Annotated in this window: 18 protein-coding genes and 1 pseudogene; 6 read left to right on the top strand and 13 right to left on the bottom strand. The window is 53.4% G+C overall.

Annotation, left to right across the window (positions count from 1 at the left end; all coding sequences use genetic code 11):
- Positions 1 to 54: 54 nt before the first annotated feature.
- Complete coding sequence (locus FDX03_RS07250; RefSeq protein ID WP_005134463.1) at positions 55 to 435, bottom strand: helix-turn-helix domain-containing protein; 381 nt, start codon at positions 433 to 435, stop codon at positions 55 to 57.
- Between the two features lie 90 nt (positions 436 to 525).
- On the opposite strand from FDX03_RS07250, the gene FDX03_RS07245 reads away from it, so the two are divergent.
- The 3 genes from FDX03_RS07245 (at position 526) to FDX03_RS07235 (ending at position 3,325) form a co-directional block, all read left to right on the top strand.
- A complete protein-coding gene (locus FDX03_RS07245; RefSeq protein WP_137345713.1) occupies positions 526 to 1,374 on the top strand; it encodes an SDR family oxidoreductase in 849 nt (282 codons plus the stop codon).
- Between the two features lie 81 nt (positions 1,375 to 1,455).
- The gene (locus FDX03_RS07240) at positions 1,456 to 2,280 is read left to right on the top strand and encodes an AraC family transcriptional regulator (RefSeq protein WP_048213486.1); all 825 of its coding nucleotides are present in this window, start codon (positions 1,456 to 1,458) and stop codon (positions 2,278 to 2,280) included.
- 76 nt (positions 2,281 to 2,356) lie between these two features.
- Positions 2,357 to 3,325 (top strand): DMT family transporter, encoded by a 969-nt coding sequence (locus FDX03_RS07235; RefSeq protein WP_137345817.1) that lies wholly within the window; start codon positions 2,357 to 2,359, stop codon positions 3,323 to 3,325.
- Positions 3,326 to 3,386: 61 nt separating this feature from the next.
- Here the strand turns inward: FDX03_RS07235 and FDX03_RS07230 are convergent, their stop codons facing one another.
- Positions 3,387 to 4,958, bottom strand: coding sequence for a methyl-accepting chemotaxis protein (locus tag FDX03_RS07230; RefSeq protein WP_137345712.1), 1,572 nt, complete (start codon positions 4,956 to 4,958; stop codon positions 3,387 to 3,389).
- Between the two features lie 245 nt (positions 4,959 to 5,203).
- On the opposite strand from FDX03_RS07230, the gene ytfE reads away from it, so the two are divergent.
- Positions 5,204 to 5,866, top strand: coding sequence for an iron-sulfur cluster repair protein YtfE (ytfE, locus tag FDX03_RS07225; RefSeq protein WP_048212870.1), 663 nt, complete (start codon positions 5,204 to 5,206; stop codon positions 5,864 to 5,866).
- Positions 5,867 to 5,949: 83 nt separating this feature from the next.
- On the opposite strand, the gene cycA is transcribed toward ytfE, so the two are convergent.
- Positions 5,950 to 7,359, bottom strand: a complete 1,410-nt coding sequence (gene cycA / locus FDX03_RS07220) for a D-serine/D-alanine/glycine transporter (RefSeq protein ID WP_048212871.1) — start codon at positions 7,357 to 7,359, stop codon at positions 5,950 to 5,952.
- Positions 7,360 to 7,667: 308 nt separating this feature from the next.
- The gene (gene fklB / locus FDX03_RS07215) at positions 7,668 to 8,288 is read right to left on the bottom strand and encodes an FKBP-type peptidyl-prolyl cis-trans isomerase (RefSeq protein ID WP_048213487.1); all 621 of its coding nucleotides are present in this window, start codon (positions 8,286 to 8,288) and stop codon (positions 7,668 to 7,670) included.
- Between the two features lie 218 nt (positions 8,289 to 8,506).
- Between fklB and FDX03_RS07210 the strand changes: the two genes are divergently transcribed.
- Positions 8,507 to 9,157, top strand: coding sequence for an OapA family protein (locus FDX03_RS07210; RefSeq protein ID WP_115643997.1), 651 nt, complete (start codon positions 8,507 to 8,509; stop codon positions 9,155 to 9,157).
- A gap of 58 nt (positions 9,158 to 9,215) precedes the next feature.
- Here FDX03_RS07210 and FDX03_RS07205 read toward each other — a convergent pair whose 3' ends face one another.
- The 7 genes and pseudogenes from FDX03_RS07205 to FDX03_RS07180 all read right to left on the bottom strand — a co-directional run bounded on the left by FDX03_RS07205 (position 9,216) and on the right by FDX03_RS07180 (position 12,644).
- Positions 9,216 to 10,139, bottom strand: coding sequence for a DMT family transporter (locus tag FDX03_RS07205; protein ID WP_116361049.1), 924 nt, complete (start codon positions 10,137 to 10,139; stop codon positions 9,216 to 9,218).
- A gap of 142 nt (positions 10,140 to 10,281) precedes the next feature.
- Entirely contained in the window at positions 10,282 to 10,731 is a 450-nt protein-coding gene (gene rplI, locus FDX03_RS07200) for a 50S ribosomal protein L9 (protein WP_005134442.1), read from the bottom strand.
- A 41-nt stretch (positions 10,732 to 10,772) separates the two neighbouring features.
- Positions 10,773 to 11,000, bottom strand: coding sequence for a 30S ribosomal protein S18 (gene rpsR, locus FDX03_RS07195; protein WP_000135199.1), 228 nt, complete (start codon positions 10,998 to 11,000; stop codon positions 10,773 to 10,775).
- 4 nt (positions 11,001 to 11,004) lie between these two features.
- Positions 11,005 to 11,319, bottom strand: a complete 315-nt coding sequence (priB, locus tag FDX03_RS07190) for a primosomal replication protein N (protein WP_003025674.1) — start codon at positions 11,317 to 11,319, stop codon at positions 11,005 to 11,007.
- 6 nt (positions 11,320 to 11,325) lie between these two features.
- Positions 11,326 to 11,721 carry a 30S ribosomal protein S6 gene (gene rpsF / locus FDX03_RS07185; protein WP_003025672.1) on the bottom strand — a complete coding sequence of 132 codons (396 nt, stop codon included), beginning with the start codon at positions 11,719 to 11,721 and terminating at the stop codon, positions 11,326 to 11,328.
- A 70-nt stretch (positions 11,722 to 11,791) separates the two neighbouring features.
- Positions 11,792 to 11,872 (bottom strand): annotated as a pseudogene (locus FDX03_RS23150) (hypothetical protein); the annotation flags it as partial.
- A 7-nt stretch (positions 11,873 to 11,879) separates the two neighbouring features.
- Positions 11,880 to 12,644, bottom strand: coding sequence for a TSUP family transporter (locus FDX03_RS07180; protein ID WP_061067108.1), 765 nt, complete (start codon positions 12,642 to 12,644; stop codon positions 11,880 to 11,882).
- 298 nt (positions 12,645 to 12,942) lie between these two features.
- Between FDX03_RS07180 and yjfY the strand changes: the two genes are divergently transcribed.
- Positions 12,943 to 13,218 (top strand): DUF1471 family protein YjfY, encoded by a 276-nt coding sequence (gene yjfY / locus FDX03_RS07175; protein WP_003025668.1) that lies wholly within the window; start codon positions 12,943 to 12,945, stop codon positions 13,216 to 13,218.
- 133 nt (positions 13,219 to 13,351) lie between these two features.
- Here the strand turns inward: yjfY and FDX03_RS07170 are convergent, their stop codons facing one another.
- Positions 13,352 to 14,038 (bottom strand): L-ribulose-5-phosphate 4-epimerase, encoded by a 687-nt coding sequence (locus FDX03_RS07170; RefSeq protein WP_061067106.1) that lies wholly within the window; start codon positions 14,036 to 14,038, stop codon positions 13,352 to 13,354.
- Positions 14,038 to 14,807: L-ribulose-5-phosphate 3-epimerase (locus FDX03_RS07165; protein WP_249357010.1), on the bottom strand; the 770-nt coding region annotated here is incomplete at its 5' end. The genes FDX03_RS07165 and FDX03_RS07170, both read right to left, overlap by 1 nt.

The following is a 14,807-nucleotide window of genomic DNA, read 5'->3' as shown; positions in this document are numbered from 1 at the left end:
TTGAGTAAGTAACTTTAGTGCCGGATAAGGCGTTAGCCGCCATCCGGCAATACTTTACGCCGCCCGCTCTTCCCGCTGCGCCAATACCTGCGGCAAATTCAGTTCTATCCAGTCCGCCAGCGCGGCGACTTTATCGCTCACCTGCTCACCCAACGACGTCAGGCTATACTCCACATGCGGCGGTACGACCGGATACGATACCCGGTTGATAAACCCGTCCTGCTCCAGCGCTTGCAAAGATTGCGCCAGCATCTTTTCACTGACGCCGCCCATCTTACGACGCAAGTCGCTGAAACGGTGCGTACCGTCGCGCAGCGCAACCAGAATCAACACCCCCCAGCGGCTGGTGACATGTTTTAACACCTCGCGGGAGGGGCACTGCTCGGCGAACAAGTTGCCATCGCGTAACTGCTGAGAAAGCGTTGGTGTGGCCATTTTCATACTTACCTTTTTGTACGTACTTACTAAAAGTTAGTTTAGGTGTTAGCGTGTTTAAACACAAGACCAATACCAGGGAGTCACCCCATGATCGCGATTACCGGCGCCACCGGCCAACTGGGCCAACACGTTATTGAAACTCTGCTGAAAACCGTTCCTGCCAGCCAGATTGTGGCCATTGTCCGTAACCCTGCGAAAGCGACGGCGCTTAGCCAGCAGGGCATTACCGTTCGTCAGGCGGATTACAGCGATGAAACCATCTTTACAGCTGCCCTACAGGGTATCGACAAGCTACTGCTGATCTCGTCGAGCGAAGTGGGTCAACGCGCCCCGCAGCATCGCAACGTAATTAACGCGGCGAAAGCTGCCCACGTGAAATTTATCGCCTACACCAGCCTGCTGCACGCCGACACCTCCCCGCTGGGGCTGGCTGATGAGCATGTGGCAACCGAGAAGATGCTGGCTGAATCCGGTATCGCCTACGTGCTACTGCGTAACGGCTGGTACACCGAAAACTATCTCGCCAGCGCACCGGCTGCACTGGAACATGGCGTGTTTATCGGGGCTGCAGGTGAAGGCAAAATTGCCTCGGCGACCCGCGCCGACTATGCCGCTGCCGCCGCGCGCGTCATCAGCGAAGACGGTCACGCCGGTAAAACCTATGAGCTGGCGGGCGATGACGGCTGGACGCTGAGCCAACTGGCTGCCGAACTGGCAAAACAGAGCGGCAAAAAAGTGGTGTATCAGAACCTGAGCGAAGCTGACTTTGCCGCCGCACTGAAGGGCTTTGGTCTACCAGCCGGGCTGGCGGACATGCTGGCTGACTCAGACACTGGCGCCTCCAAAGGCGGTCTGTTCGACGACAGCCATACGCTAAGCAAACTGATTGGTCGACCGACCACCTCGCTGGCTGACAGCGTCAAAGGCATCGTGTAAGTGTTAAAAATTAGTTAATTGTGGTGGCATCCCCGCGCATCCTCTCTGATAATGACAGGATGATGCGTGGGGAGAGAAAACGTGCAAGGTGTACCTGAGCAGTTTATTGATGAGAAAGACAGCGCCCGCTTTCGCCATCTGGCGCAGGTGCCGGGCGTAGAGCTGTATCATGCGCACATCTCACGTTACGCCTTTGAGCCGCACACTCATGAAGCGTTCGGCATTGGCGCGATAGAAGCCGGAGCCGAGCGTTTTCGCTATCGCGGCACGCAGTACGTGGCCCCCGCCCATTCCGTCGTAACCATGAATCCTGATGAGCTGCACACCGGCGAGGCCGAAACCGCCGACGGCTGGCGCTATCGGATGATTTATCTTGAGCCCGATCTTCTGGAAGAGGTCACCGGGATCCGCCACTGGTGGTTCCATGACGTTACCCGTCACGATCCGCTGCGCTCGCGCCAGATCTGCTCGTTGATCCACGGTCTGTGGAACACCGAAGATCCGTTGGCGCAAAAAGGACTATTGCTCGATCTGATCGACACGTTCCAACCGCTGGCCCGCCATGCGCCGGTATTACCGGAGGGGGCGCATCGCTTTGAACGCGTGCGCGAGTATCTGCACGATAATTACATGCACCCGGTCACGCTCGATGAACTGGCGCGGGTGGCATCGCTGAGTCCCTGGCATTTTCAGCGCCAGTTCAAATTGCATTTCCACGTCACGCCGCACCAGATGCTGATGGCGATCCGTCTGTGGCGAGCCAAAGGTTTTCTTACCTACGGTATGCCCGCCGCAGAGGTCGCCGCCGCAACCGGCCTCACCGACCAGTCGCATCTCACCCGCGCCTTTACCCATCGCTACGGCATTACGCCGGTACGTTATCAGAAACAAGTCGTCCGGCGTTGATCAGCAATCTCATACAATACGGCGGCATTTTTCCTGCCTACACTCGACCTTATGTTAAGCGATGTGGATGTCAAAAATGATTAGCGGTGTGTTGTATGCCCTGCTGGCCGGGCTGATGTGGGGATTAATTTTTGTTGGGCCGCTGATCGTTCCGGAATACCCGGCGGTGTTACAGTCGATGGGGCGTTATCTGGCGCTGGGGCTGATCGCATTGCCGATTGCCTGGCTGGGACGTGTGCGCCTGCGTCAACTCGGGCGGAAAGACTGGGTAACGGCGCTGACGCTAACAATGATGGGGAATCTGATTTATTACGTTTGCCTGGCAAGCGCTATCCAGCGCACCGGCGCACCGGTCTCCACCATGATTATTGGTACATTGCCGGTGGTGATCCCGGTCTTCGCTAACCTGCTCTACAGCCAGCGTGATGGCAAATTATCATGGTGGCGTTTGTCGCCTGCGCTGGTGTTGATTGGTATAGGCCTACTGTGCGTGAATATCTCAGAGCTGAATCAAGGGCTGCCTGATTTTAGCGGCTGGCGGTATGGCTCTGGCATCGCACTGGCGCTGATTTCGGTGGTGTGTTGGGCGTGGTATGCGCTGCATAATGCCCGCTGGCTGCGCGAGAATCCGGATAAGCACCCGATGATGTGGGCGACGGCCCAGGCACTGGTGACGCTGCCTGTTTCTCTGCTCGGCTATGTTGCCGCCTGCCTGTGGCTAAACGGGCAAACGCCTGACTTCGCGCTGCCCTTCGGCCCGCGCCCGGGCGTGTTTATCGGCCTGATGGTAGCCATTGCGGTCTTGTGTTCGTGGGTTGGCGCACTGTGCTGGAACGTCGCCAGCCAGAAGCTGCCGACGGTGATCCTCGGCCCGCTGATTGTCTTCGAAACGCTGGCTGGCCTGCTGTACACCTTTATTCTGCGCAAGGAATTTCCGCCGCTGCTGACGGTAAGCGGTATTGCGCTGCTGATAATAGGCGTGGTGATTGCGGTGCGGTCAAAACCGCAGAAACCGGCGGTAGTGCCGGTTTCGGGGGATGCCTGATGGCGCTGCGCTTACCAGGCCTACAAGGACTGTACGATCTCATGTAGGCCGGATAAGGCGTTTACGCCGCCATCCGGCGCGACACTTTAAACACCGCCACCGTCTGGTTCAACCGCGCGGCCTGCTCTTCGAGCGCGGCTGCGGCGGAAGCGGATTCCTCCACCAGCGAGGCGTTTTGCTGCGTGACGCGATCCATCTCAGCCACCGCCTGGCCGACCTGATCGATACCCCGGCTCTGTTCATCAGAGGCCGACGCAATTTCGCCCATAATATCGGTAACCTGGGTGACGGCACTGACAATTTCCGCCATCGTCTCACCCGCTTCATGCACCAGCGCCGTACCGGCATTGACCCGATTCCCTGAGTCATCAATCAGCGCCTTAATCTCTTTCGCCGCCTGAGCGCTACGCTGCGCCAGCGTGCGGACCTCGCCTGCGACTACAGCAAAGCCGCGCCCCTGTTCGCCCGCGCGCGCCGCTTCTACCGCCGCGTTCAGCGCCAGGATGTTGGTCTGGAAAGCAATGCCGTCGATAACAGTGGTAATTTGCGCAATTTTGCTGGAACTGGTGGCGATTTCATCCATCGTACGCACCACGCCATCAACCACGGTTCCGCCTTTCTGCGCCGTCTGCGAGGCATTTTTTGCCAGACTGGTCGCCTGACGCGCGTTATCCGCATTCTGTTTCACGGTCGCGGTGAGTTGTTCCATGCTGGCAGCAGTTTCTTCCAGAGAAGCAGCCTGCTGCTCGGTACGTGAAGAGAGATCGTTACTGCCAGCGGCAATTTCACCCGCCCCGGTATAGATGGTGTCAGCCCCGTCACGCACCACGCTGACAGTGTTCGCCAGCGCCTGCTGCATCTCGCGGACGTTCTGGGCCAATAGCGCCATTTCGTTACGGCCATCAGCAGTAATAGTATGGGTCAGATCACCTGAAGCGATATGCCGAATATGCCCCATCACCTCGTGGAGTGGTTTCAGCAGGACACGCTGCATGGCAATCCAACTGACGATAATGACGGTCAACACAATCAACAGTATGGCGGATAACAACCAGATAATTTTCTGGTAGTCATTTTCGTTATCCCGAACGCCCTCATTTGCCAGCGCGGTTTGCGCGGCACGCCATTCCCGATAAACTTCCTGCATGGCCGTTTGCTTTTGCTCGGCGTTCTGTTTGAACATCTCTTCCAGCTTGCCTTCAGCCAGCAGCGCGTTCATTTTTGCCAGCGTCGCAGAATAGATGCCGTACTGTTCTTCCAGTCGATCGGCCAGATGCTCATCCAGCCCCGGCGTTTCCGGTAGAGCGTAGTATTTATCGTAATGCTCTTTCGATTCGGCCAACAGGCGATTTGCCGTGTTCACCAGTTCCTTCAACTGACCGCCGTTAATATCGCTGGCCATCGTGCCCTGTAAACGCAGCATGCCCCGGTTGAGCGTGACGCGAGCCTGGTTCAGGCTAATCCATGCATCGGTAAACTCCGCCACGTTCTGGCTGGAAAGTTGAGAAACGTTAAAGTTTTCCTTGTCGTTTTTAAGCGCGCCAATAAAGACGCCCGCGGAAATGAGCTGCATTGCGCCCAGGGCGAGTAACACGGTGATAAGTAAGGTTATCACTTTGATTCGTTTGAACATCTGTTGCCTTTTAATTATGCAGGTATTGTCTGAGGTCTAACTATCGGCAGCTGCGTCGGCTTATTTAATCTTGTGGCGTAGCTTTTTTCGCCGCTTTGTCCCTTTTCAATAAGATTCAGCATGTTAACGAGATAAGAAATTTTCGTGACAATCATCACAAAATCCTCTGACCCGAAAGGGTTATATCCTTCCCCATAAGTTGCATTTAAAATACATCTTATATTATTGAGAATGAGGTAACGGCTATGTCTTATCGCGATCAACCTTTAGGTGAACTGGCGCTCTCTATTCCTCGCGCTTCGGCCCTGTTTCGTAAATACGATATGGATTACTGCTGCGGCGGTAAGCAAACGCTGGCACGCGCTGCCGCACGTAAAGAGCTGGATGTGGAAGCTATCGAGGCGCAGCTCGCCCAGTTGGCTGAACAACCGCTGGAAAAAGACTGGCGTACCGTGGCACTGGCAGAAATCATCGACCATATCGTCATTCGATATCATGATCGCCACCGCGAACAGCTGCCGGAGCTGATCCTGCAGGCCACTAAAGTTGAACGTGTTCATGCCGACAAGCCGAGCGTACCGCGTGGTCTGGCGAAGAACCTGACGATGCTGCATGAAGAGCTGTCCAGCCACATGATGAAAGAAGAGCAGATCCTGTTCCCAATGATCAAACAGGGCATGGGTAGCCAGGCGATGGGGCCAATCAGCGTGATGGAAAGCGAACACGACGAGGCCGGCGAACTGGTGGAAGTGATCAAACACATCACCCACAACGTGACGCCGCCGCCAGAAGCCTGCACCACCTGGAAAGCCATGTATAACGGCATTAACGAAATGATCGATGACCTGATGGAACACATCAGCCTGGAAAACAATGTGTTGTTCCCGCGTGCCCTCGCAGGTGAATAAAAAAAGGCGCCCGAGAGCGCCTTCCTGAAGTCCGAATTCGGCCACTGCTTATGTGGCCTTTTTTGTGTCCGATATGACAACGCTTAACGCATACCCGCCATACGTTTCTTACCGATAAACAACCAGCCCAGACCCAGCGCGATGAACCACAGCGGCGTCACCATCAACGCCTGACGGGTATCTTCTTCCAGAGTCAGCAGCACCAGTACGAAGACAAAGAACGCCATACATACCCAGCACATTAGCTTGCCTAACGGCATCTTGTAGATCGATTTCTCATGCAGGTGTGGACGCTGTTTGCGGTACACCAGGTATGAGCAAAGAATGATGGTCCAGACAAACATAAACAGGATTGCCGACACGGTAGTGATCATGGTGAACGCGCCAATCACGCTCGGGTTCACATAAAGCATCACCACGCCACCCAGCAGACAGATACAGGAGAAGGTTAAACCTTTCGCCGGAACCGCGCGTTTAGACAGCTTGGCAAACGCTTTAGGCGCAACGCCTTCCTGTGCCAGGCCGAACAGCATACGGCTGGTAGAGAACACGCCGCTGTTTGCGGAAGAGGCCGCTGAAGTCAGCACCACAAAGTTAATCAGGCTCGCCGCCGCAGGCAGACCGACCAGCACAAACAGCTCAACGAATGGGCTCTTGGTTGGTACTACCGAGCTCCACGGCGTCACGGACATAATCACGATCAGCGCGAAAACGTAGAACATGATGATACGGATTGGAATCGAGTTAATAGCGCGCGGCAGAGACTTTTCCGGATCTTTAGTTTCTGCAGCCGTCGTACCTACCAGCTCAATACCAACAAACGCGAAAACTGCTATCTGGAAGCCAGCAAAGAAGCCGCTCAGACCTTTCGGGAACCAGCCACCGTCATTCCACAGATGCGTGAACGAAGCCTGAACGCCGGTTGGCGACTGGAAGTGCGTCAGTACCATCACCAGACCGACGACAATCAGGCCGACAATGGCGACGATTTTGATCATCGCAAACCAGAACTCCATCTCACCAAACATTTTCACCGTGGCGAGGTTAAGAGCCAGCAACAGAATGATCACCGCCAGTGATGCCACCCAGTCTGACAGTCCGGGGAACCAGAATTGCGCATACGCCGTAATCGCAACGACGTCTGCCATCCCTGTAACCACCCAGCAGAACCAATAGGTCCAGCCGGTAAAATACCCGGCCCATGGCCCGAGCAGGTCGGAGGCAAAATCACTAAAGGATTTGTATTCGAGATTCGAGAGCAGTAATTCTCCCATTGCCCGCATCACGAAAAACAGCATAAAACCGATGATCATATAGACAAAAATGATCGACGGCCCGGCGAGGCTGATGGTTTTCCCTGAGCCCATAAACAGGCCGGTACCAATAGCGCCACCAATGGCAATAAGTTGAATATGACGGTTTGTGAGATTGCGCCGTAGCGACTGTTCAGACGAAGCCTCTTCAACGGCGTCGACTTTTACCTGATCTACCATGTTTTTTCTTCCTGTACCTGTCTGTGTTGTTCAGGCTCTACGGCCTTTAGTGTGTCTATGATACGACGATCCTGTTGGCAGGACTCATCGATATTAGGTAAGAATCGGCGGGATGAATACTAAGATTTAGATATAATGTTAATTTTATGTTTAAAGTGAGTGTCATATCACTCTGATAGCGAGAATCAGTTCACAAAAATACACGCAATAACATCATTTGCAAGATAAAATATCGACATCGAGGTAACTATAGCTTTTCACGCTATTTTGTTGCTCCCCCCAGCGTCGGGGGGAACAGAAGTTACTGCTTACAGGATTTCAAGCAGCTCAACTTCAAATACCAGCGTGCTGAACGGAGGAATGGACGCGCCAGCGCCACGCTCACCGTAAGCCAGTTCCTGAGGAATAGTCAGTTCCCATTTCGAACCTACCGGCATCAGGGTCAGTGCTTCAATCCAGCCAGGGATCACGCCGTTAACCGGGAATTCAGCCGGTTCGCCACGCGCAACAGAGCTGTCAAACACGGTACCGTCGATCAGTTTACCGGTATAATGCACGCGTACGTGGTCGGTACGTGCCGGGATAGAACCTTCGCCCTGAGTCAGAACACGGAACTGCAGACCGGATTCAGTGCTGTTCACACCCTCTTTCTCACGGTTTTCTTCCAGATATTTGACGCCATCAGCCGCCATAGCCTGGAAACGCTCGCGACGTACTGCATCAGCACGTTCGTGAATTTCACGCAGCGCACGGTGCACAACATCAACAGGCACTGCCGGGTGTTTACCTTCCAGCGCATCAGCGATACCCGCTACCAGCGCTTCAGGCAACAGCCCTTCCAGACCGGATTCGCTCAGCTGTTGTCCTACCTGCAAACCAATGCCGTAGCTTGCTTGCGCTTCGATAGTGTCAAAAGTCGGGTTAGCCATCATATTTCCTTTCATCGGATGTAAAGTAGCGGGCAGCATATCAGCCATGCCGCATCCGGTAAAACTTTGTCTCGGGAACAGATGACAAATCGCGAGGAAAAAGAAACAATGCTATTGCCCGCATCAATGTCACGAAAGCGGGTACCTGAACAAGTATCATAGAGTTAGCGATCTATACTCTATGACAGAGGAACGAGACGCGGAGCAGGAGGAAAGCCATGCCCGGGCGCTTTGAATTAAAACCAACCCTGGCGAAAATCTGGCATGCACCGGACAATTTTCGCATTATGGACCCGCTACCGCCTATGCACCGACGCGGCATTATTATTGCTGCTATCGTGCTGGTGATAGGTTTCCTGCTTCCTTCCAGTGACACCAGCGATGCCCCTGTGGTGACGCGTACTGCCCAACTGGATTTACAGTCACAGTCGCAGCCGCCAACCGAGGCTCAGCTTCAGGCACAGTTAGTCGCCCCGCAAAACGATCCCGGCCAGGTCGCTCCCGTTGCGCCGGAACCCATCCAGGAAGGAGAACCAGACGCGCAGCCGCAGGCTCAGCAATCACAGCCTCAGACGCAGCCCTTTCAGCAGAATAGTGGTATTGAGCAGCAGTGGCGTACCTACCGCGTAGACTCAGGGAAAACGCTGGCACAGGTCTTCCGGGACCATAACCTTCCGCCAACTGATGTGTACGCCATGGCGCAAGTGGAAGGTGCCGGGAAGCCGCTGAGCAATTTGAAAGACGGCCAGATGATCCAAATCAGGCAGAATGCTAACGGGGTGGTGACCGGGTTAACCATTGATAGCGGAAATGGTCAGCAGGTATTGTTTACCCGCCAGCCCAACGGCAGCTTTATTCGCGCACGCTAAGACTGTCTCAGTCAGTAGGCCTGATGCGCGTAGCGCCATCAGGCCTCAAGGTGAAGCACTAACGCTTCACCTTATTCACCCACCAGATCCCCGAACAGACCAGCACCAGCGCCAGCGCATATTTCCATTCGAGAATGTTTTCGCCGAGGAATATCGCCGACAGCACCGCCCCCGAAACCGGGATCAGGAAGTTAAACGGCGCAATCATCCCCACGCGGTTGTACTTGAGCAAAATGCTCCACAAAGCGAAGGCCACCGATGAAAGCAACGTCAGGTAACCCAGAATAGCCACTGAAGCTAAGCCGTGTACGGTCAGCGTGCCACCAAAAGCATAACCGCCGATAACTAACGCCAGACCGCCCATCCCCAGTTGGTAGCCTGTCATGACCGTCGGGTCTACCGTCTGAGAAATGCGTTTACCGTATAGCGTGGCAGCAGAAAGAATAAAGGCCGCCATCACCACTGAACCATCACCTAACAGGCTGAAGCTAAAATCCATTCCGCTGTTAAAGTTCACCACCATCACGCCGGTAAAACCCAGAATACAACCTAGTGCTTTGTTGTAGCTTAGTTTGTCGTTTTGATAGATAAAATGGGCCAACAGCACGCTAAAGAATGTCCCGGTCGCATTCATGATGGACCCTTTCACCCCCGTCGTGAACGCCAGGCCAATATAGAAGAAGATGTATTGCAGCGAGGTTTGCGTCAGCCCCAACAGCGTGAGTTGGCCGTACTGACGCGGGCTTAACCGGCCAATCGGTTTACGCTGCGCCATCGCCAACAGTAGCAGCAATAATCCCGCAAACAGGAAGCGATAGCCGGCAAAGACAATTTTTGACGGAATATCATCCGTGGCAATCTGGAAGATCTCGTATCCGCTTTTTATCGCTGGATAAGCGCTCCCCCACAACAGACAACAGAAGGCTGCGCCCAGGTAGACAACATTTTTACGCGCGAACAGAGGTTGGTGCGTTGGTTCCATTCCATCACCACTTTGAAATAATGTTTTATTTTTATGATTATCCCGAAAAGGATAAAGAATAGCCAGAGAGAAAAGCGGGGGAACAGAAAAGCAAAACGCCGGCACAGGGCCGGCGCTTTTACGCGGTCATCAGAATAAAAACTTATTCTGCAACTACGTTTACAGTCAGCTTAGCAAACACTTCGCTGTGAACCTGGAAGCTCACTTCGTGCTCACCAGTGGTACGCAGAACGCCGTTCGGCAGACGAACTTCGCTCTTAGCAACTTCAACGCCAGCTGCAGTTACAGCGTCAGCGATGTCGCGAGTACCGATGGAACCGAACAGTTTACCTTCGTCGCCAGCTTTAGACGCGATGGTTACGGTTTCCAGTGCGTTGATTTTCTCAGCACGAGCTTCAGCAGCGGCCAGAACGTCAGCCAGTTTGGCTTCCAGTTCAGCGCGACGCGCTTCGAAAAATTCAACGTTTTTCTTGGTAGCAGGAACAGCTTTACCCTGTGGTACCAGGAAGTTACGAGCATAGCCCGCTTTAACGTTAACCTGATCACCCAGGCTACCCAGGTTTGCTACTTTATCAAGCAGAATAACTTGCATTACCTTATCCTCTCAAAGTCGTATTAATGGACCGTGACCGATTACTGATGACGATCAGTGTACGGCAGCAGGGACAGGTAGCGAGCGCGTTTGATAGCGCGAGCCAGCTGACGCTGGTATTTTGCACGGGTACCGGTGATACGGCTTGGGACAATCTTACCGCTTTCGGTGATGTAGTTTTTCAGCGTAGCGATATCTTTATAGTCGATCTCTTGAACGCCTTCCGCGGTGAAACGGCAGAACTTGCGACGACGGAAATAACGTGCCATATGGCTAGTCTCCAGAATCTATCAATTCAATCTGCTCGGCATGCAGAACCATTTTGCTCAGGCCGTTCTTTGCCTTGTGGCAAGAGATGAACCCCTGAACGGTCACTGCGCTACCGACCGTTATACTGTGAGTAATGGCCTGGTTTTCGTGTCCGCTAATAATAACGGGCATTTGGCACCACGCCTGCCGGTGAAACCCGGCTTCCTCCTGCACAGAACGATGCTCAAGCACGAACTGGCAATGAGGAATTCCTGATGGACTGACCTTTCGAAGGGGAGCCCTGCACACGGTGCCGGACAGCGCCAGACGGTTGGTCATCAGAAATTACTCTTCAGAATCCCCAGCTTCAGCATCATCTGCGGTTTCGTTAGCGAAATCATCGCGACGTTCACGACGCTCGTCTTTCGCTTTAACCATCGGAGATGCTTCGGTAACAGCGTGTTTAGTACGCATAACCATGCTGCGGATAACGGCATCGTTGAAGCGGAAGGTAGTTTCCAGCTCATCGATCACTTCCTGCGGCGCTTCAACGTTCATCAGAACGTAGTGAGCTTTGTGCAGTTTGTTGATCGGGTAAGCCAGCTGACGGCGGCCCCAGTCTTCCAGACGGTGGATCGTGCCTTCTGCACCAGTGATGGCAGCAGTGTAGCGTTCGATCATACCCGGAACCTGTTCGCTCTGGTCAGGATGGACCATAAAAACGATTTCGTAATGACGCATCGAATTGCTCCTTACGGATTATTCAGCCTCCTGTCTGGGTCAGCCGAGGCCCATGGAGGCAAGGAACGTGTTAAAGGTCGGCTGAAAAATGACGCGTCATAATACTGGGGTCAGCAGGTAAACTCAAGGTGCTTGTACGATTATTTATCGTGTCGCCATTAATACATATCCAGCAGCATTTTGACGCTGATGCAAATGGAGACAATGACAATCATCGGCCGGATAACTTTCTTCCCGCGCGTCAGTACCACCGTCGCACCCAGACGTGCGCCAAGGGACTGACCGGCAAACATCACCAGCCCCAGCGACCAGATCATTTTACCACCGAAAATGAAGAACAGAATCGAGGCAATGTTCGACGCCAGGTTGATAAAATTCGAGTGAATTTGCGCCTTATCGATGCTGTATCCCCACAGCAGGATGTAGCAGAGCGTATAAAAGGAGCCGGCCCCGGCACCGAGAAAACCATCATAAAACCCAATACCTCCCCCGCAGATCAACGAGAAGAGAAACAGGGATACCTGCTGCTTCCTTTTCGGTTCGCTAAGATTAGGCGCAGAAATAAAGTAGATAGCGACCGCGATAATCAGGATCGGCAGCAGTTTCTTCAACACGTCCGGCTCAATAAACTGGATAAGCGTCGTGCCCAGCGCAGAACCGATAAAGGCAGATAAAAAGACATATTTGTGTTCCTGCACATTAATATGTCCCCGGCGTAAAAAGTAAATTCCGGAGGTCAGCGAACTGCCCAACGCCTGAATCTTATTGGTTGCCAGCGCGTTAGCCGGGGGTAAACCGGAAATCAATAATGCGCCAATAGAGAGAAAACCGCCGCCGCCCGACACCACATTAATAAAGCCTGCCACCAGCGCGACCATAAACATAATCACAAAGTAGCTGAAATCCATGAATGAAGTATCCATAAGTTTTTGCCTTATTATCATAAAGTTATATTAATTATCTGGCTCACTATAAACGGCGTACTCACCCGATTAAATTGACTATTTGGTAAGAGCTTATGCGTGTAAAGCAGGTATTTTTAACCGCAGCGGAAGGCATCAGCTGATTGTTAATTAAAGAAAAGATGGCTTTGCGGTAATTTTTTGAACAACTGCATCAGAAATGGTCGCTATCGACTGCGCCGGCAGCAGTTAAAATTAAATCAGAAGTTATCCACTCACAGGAGAGAGCTAACCAGAGACCGCAGTCGAGGAGGTACCTATGCGAGCCCGTGTTTTGACCCTTCTGGCTGTACTTTTGCTCAGTGCAAATGCAACGGCAGCCATCAAAATTGACAATCATCAGGCCAGGAATATGGATGATGTGCAGAGCTTAGGCGTTATTTACATAAATCATAACTTCGCCACTGAAAGTGAAGCCACTCAGGCCCTGAATGAAGAAACCGATGCGCAAGGCGCAACCTACTATCACGTGATCCTCACCAGGGAACCCGGTAGTAACGGAAATATGCACGCCAGTGCAGATATTTATCGCTAGCACCCAGAAATAACCAACGAGAACATTGCCACAGTTTGACTTGCCCCCTTATCGGGGGCTTTTTTTTTGCAAAAAAATCCCGAAGCCAGACCGATCTCATCCCCATGAAGAGTTGGCTTCGGAACGTTTTTTCTTACTTCTGCCCGTAATAGGCGTTTGGACCGTGCTTACGCATGAAGTGCTTATTCATCAGATAACCGTCAATAGCGCTGAGAGCCGGGTTAATGCCACGCGCAATCCATGCCATTTTTGCCACCTCTTCCATCACAACAGCGTTATGTACTGCGTCGTGAGCATCTTTGCCCCAGGCAAAGGGACCGTGCTGATACACCACAATACCCGGCGTATGCAGTGGTTCTACGTTGCTCAGCGTTTCAATGATCACCTTGCCGGTATTCAGCTCATACTCGCCCTGCACTTCAGCTTCAGTTAATGCTCGGGTACAAGGGATATCGCCAAAGAAGTAGTCCGCGTGAGTGGTACCCAGTGCCGGGATCGCCAGCCCCGCCTGCGCCCAGGCCGTGGCATGAGTAGAGTGCGTATGCACGACTCCGCCCAGCGACGGATAACGCTGGTAGAGCGCCAGATGGGTGGCGGTATCGGAAGAAGGACGAAAGCCGCCTTCTATCACCTTCCCTGACATATCGACCACGACCATATCATCAACGGTCATGTGCTCGTAGGCGACGCCGCTGGGCTTGATCACCACCAGCGCACGTTCACGGTCGATGGCGCTGACGTTACCCCAGGTAAATGTCACCAGCCCGTAGCGCGGCAGATCCATGTTAGCCTCAAAAACCTGCTGTTTAAGTTTTTGCATTACACCGCCTCCACCAGACCTGCGTTGGCCATACGCGCTTTCACCCAATCGCGCGCCTTCGCAACTTCACGTACCGGGTCATCCGACGTTTCACTCCACATCTCAATCAGGTATGGCCCGCAGTATCCACTCTGTTTGAGCGTCGCAAAACAACGTTCGAAATCAACGACTCCTTCACCAAACGGCACATTTTTGAATACGCCAGGTTTGGTATCCTTCACGTGTACCGCGACGATATGGCCTACCCCAGCCTGCAGTTCCATCTGCACGTCGTTATCCCACGCCGACAAATTGCCAATATCGGGATACAGCTGGAACCACGGATTGTTGAGATAGTGGGCGTAACCCAACGCCTTGCTGATCGAATTCATCAGCGGATAATCCATGATTTCCATCGCCAGCGTCACCTGCGCGCGGCTCGCCATCTCCACGCTCTCTTTTAGCCCATCGCGAAACCGACGACGCGTTTCGTTATTGGCCTGCTGGTAATAGACGTCGTAACCCGCCAGTTGAATAACGCGAATACCGATATCCTGCGCAAACTGAATGGCTTTACGCATAATTTCCAGCCCCAGTTCGCGTACCGCATCATCTTCGCTGCCAAGCGGGAAACGACGATGAGCGCTCAGGCATATGGACGGTACTCGTATCCCTGTCTCGGCGATAGCCGCCACCAGCGCCAGTCGCTGCTCGCGATTCCAGTCAAGACGCGCCAGACGGGCATCGGTTTCATCAACCGACATTTCGACAAAGTCAAAGCCCAGTTCCT

The organism is Citrobacter sp. wls827 (assembly GCF_005280875.1).
In the GTDB taxonomy this organism is placed as follows: Bacteria; Pseudomonadota; Gammaproteobacteria; order Enterobacterales; family Enterobacteriaceae; genus Citrobacter; species Citrobacter youngae.
Note: the sequence above shows the minus strand (reverse complement) of the source record. Positions and strands in the feature narration are given on the sequence as shown.

Coding starts and splice junctions, on each gene's coding strand:
- yjfY (WP_003025668.1), top strand. CDS start 12,943: ATGCGAGCCCGTGTTTTGACCCTTCTGGCTGTACTTTTGCTCAGTGCA.
- rpsR (WP_000135199.1), bottom strand. CDS start 11,000: ATGGCACGTTATTTCCGTCGTCGCAAGTTCTGCCGTTTCACCGCGGAA.
- ytfE (WP_048212870.1), top strand. CDS start 5,204: ATGTCTTATCGCGATCAACCTTTAGGTGAACTGGCGCTCTCTATTCCT.
- fklB (WP_048213487.1), bottom strand. CDS start 8,288: ATGGCTAACCCGACTTTTGACACTATCGAAGCGCAAGCAAGCTACGGC.
- rpsF (WP_003025672.1), bottom strand. CDS start 11,721: ATGCGTCATTACGAAATCGTTTTTATGGTCCATCCTGACCAGAGCGAA.
- FDX03_RS07170 (WP_061067106.1), bottom strand. CDS start 14,038: ATGCAAAAACTTAAACAGCAGGTTTTTGAGGCTAACATGGATCTGCCG.
- FDX03_RS07245 (WP_137345713.1), top strand. CDS start 526: ATGATCGCGATTACCGGCGCCACCGGCCAACTGGGCCAACACGTTATT.
- FDX03_RS07235 (WP_137345817.1), top strand. CDS start 2,357: ATGATTAGCGGTGTGTTGTATGCCCTGCTGGCCGGGCTGATGTGGGGA.
- cycA (WP_048212871.1), bottom strand. CDS start 7,359: ATGGTAGATCAGGTAAAAGTCGACGCCGTTGAAGAGGCTTCGTCTGAA.
- FDX03_RS07210 (WP_115643997.1), top strand. CDS start 8,507: ATGCCCGGGCGCTTTGAATTAAAACCAACCCTGGCGAAAATCTGGCAT.
- FDX03_RS07230 (WP_137345712.1), bottom strand. CDS start 4,958: ATGTTCAAACGAATCAAAGTGATAACCTTACTTATCACCGTGTTACTC.
- priB (WP_003025674.1), bottom strand. CDS start 11,319: ATGACCAACCGTCTGGCGCTGTCCGGCACCGTGTGCAGGGCTCCCCTT.
- FDX03_RS07205 (WP_116361049.1), bottom strand. CDS start 10,139: ATGGAACCAACGCACCAACCTCTGTTCGCGCGTAAAAATGTTGTCTAC.
- rplI (WP_005134442.1), bottom strand. CDS start 10,731: ATGCAAGTTATTCTGCTTGATAAAGTAGCAAACCTGGGTAGCCTGGGT.
- FDX03_RS07180 (WP_061067108.1), bottom strand. CDS start 12,644: ATGGATACTTCATTCATGGATTTCAGCTACTTTGTGATTATGTTTATG.
- FDX03_RS07250 (WP_005134463.1), bottom strand. CDS start 435: ATGGCCACACCAACGCTTTCTCAGCAGTTACGCGATGGCAACTTGTTC.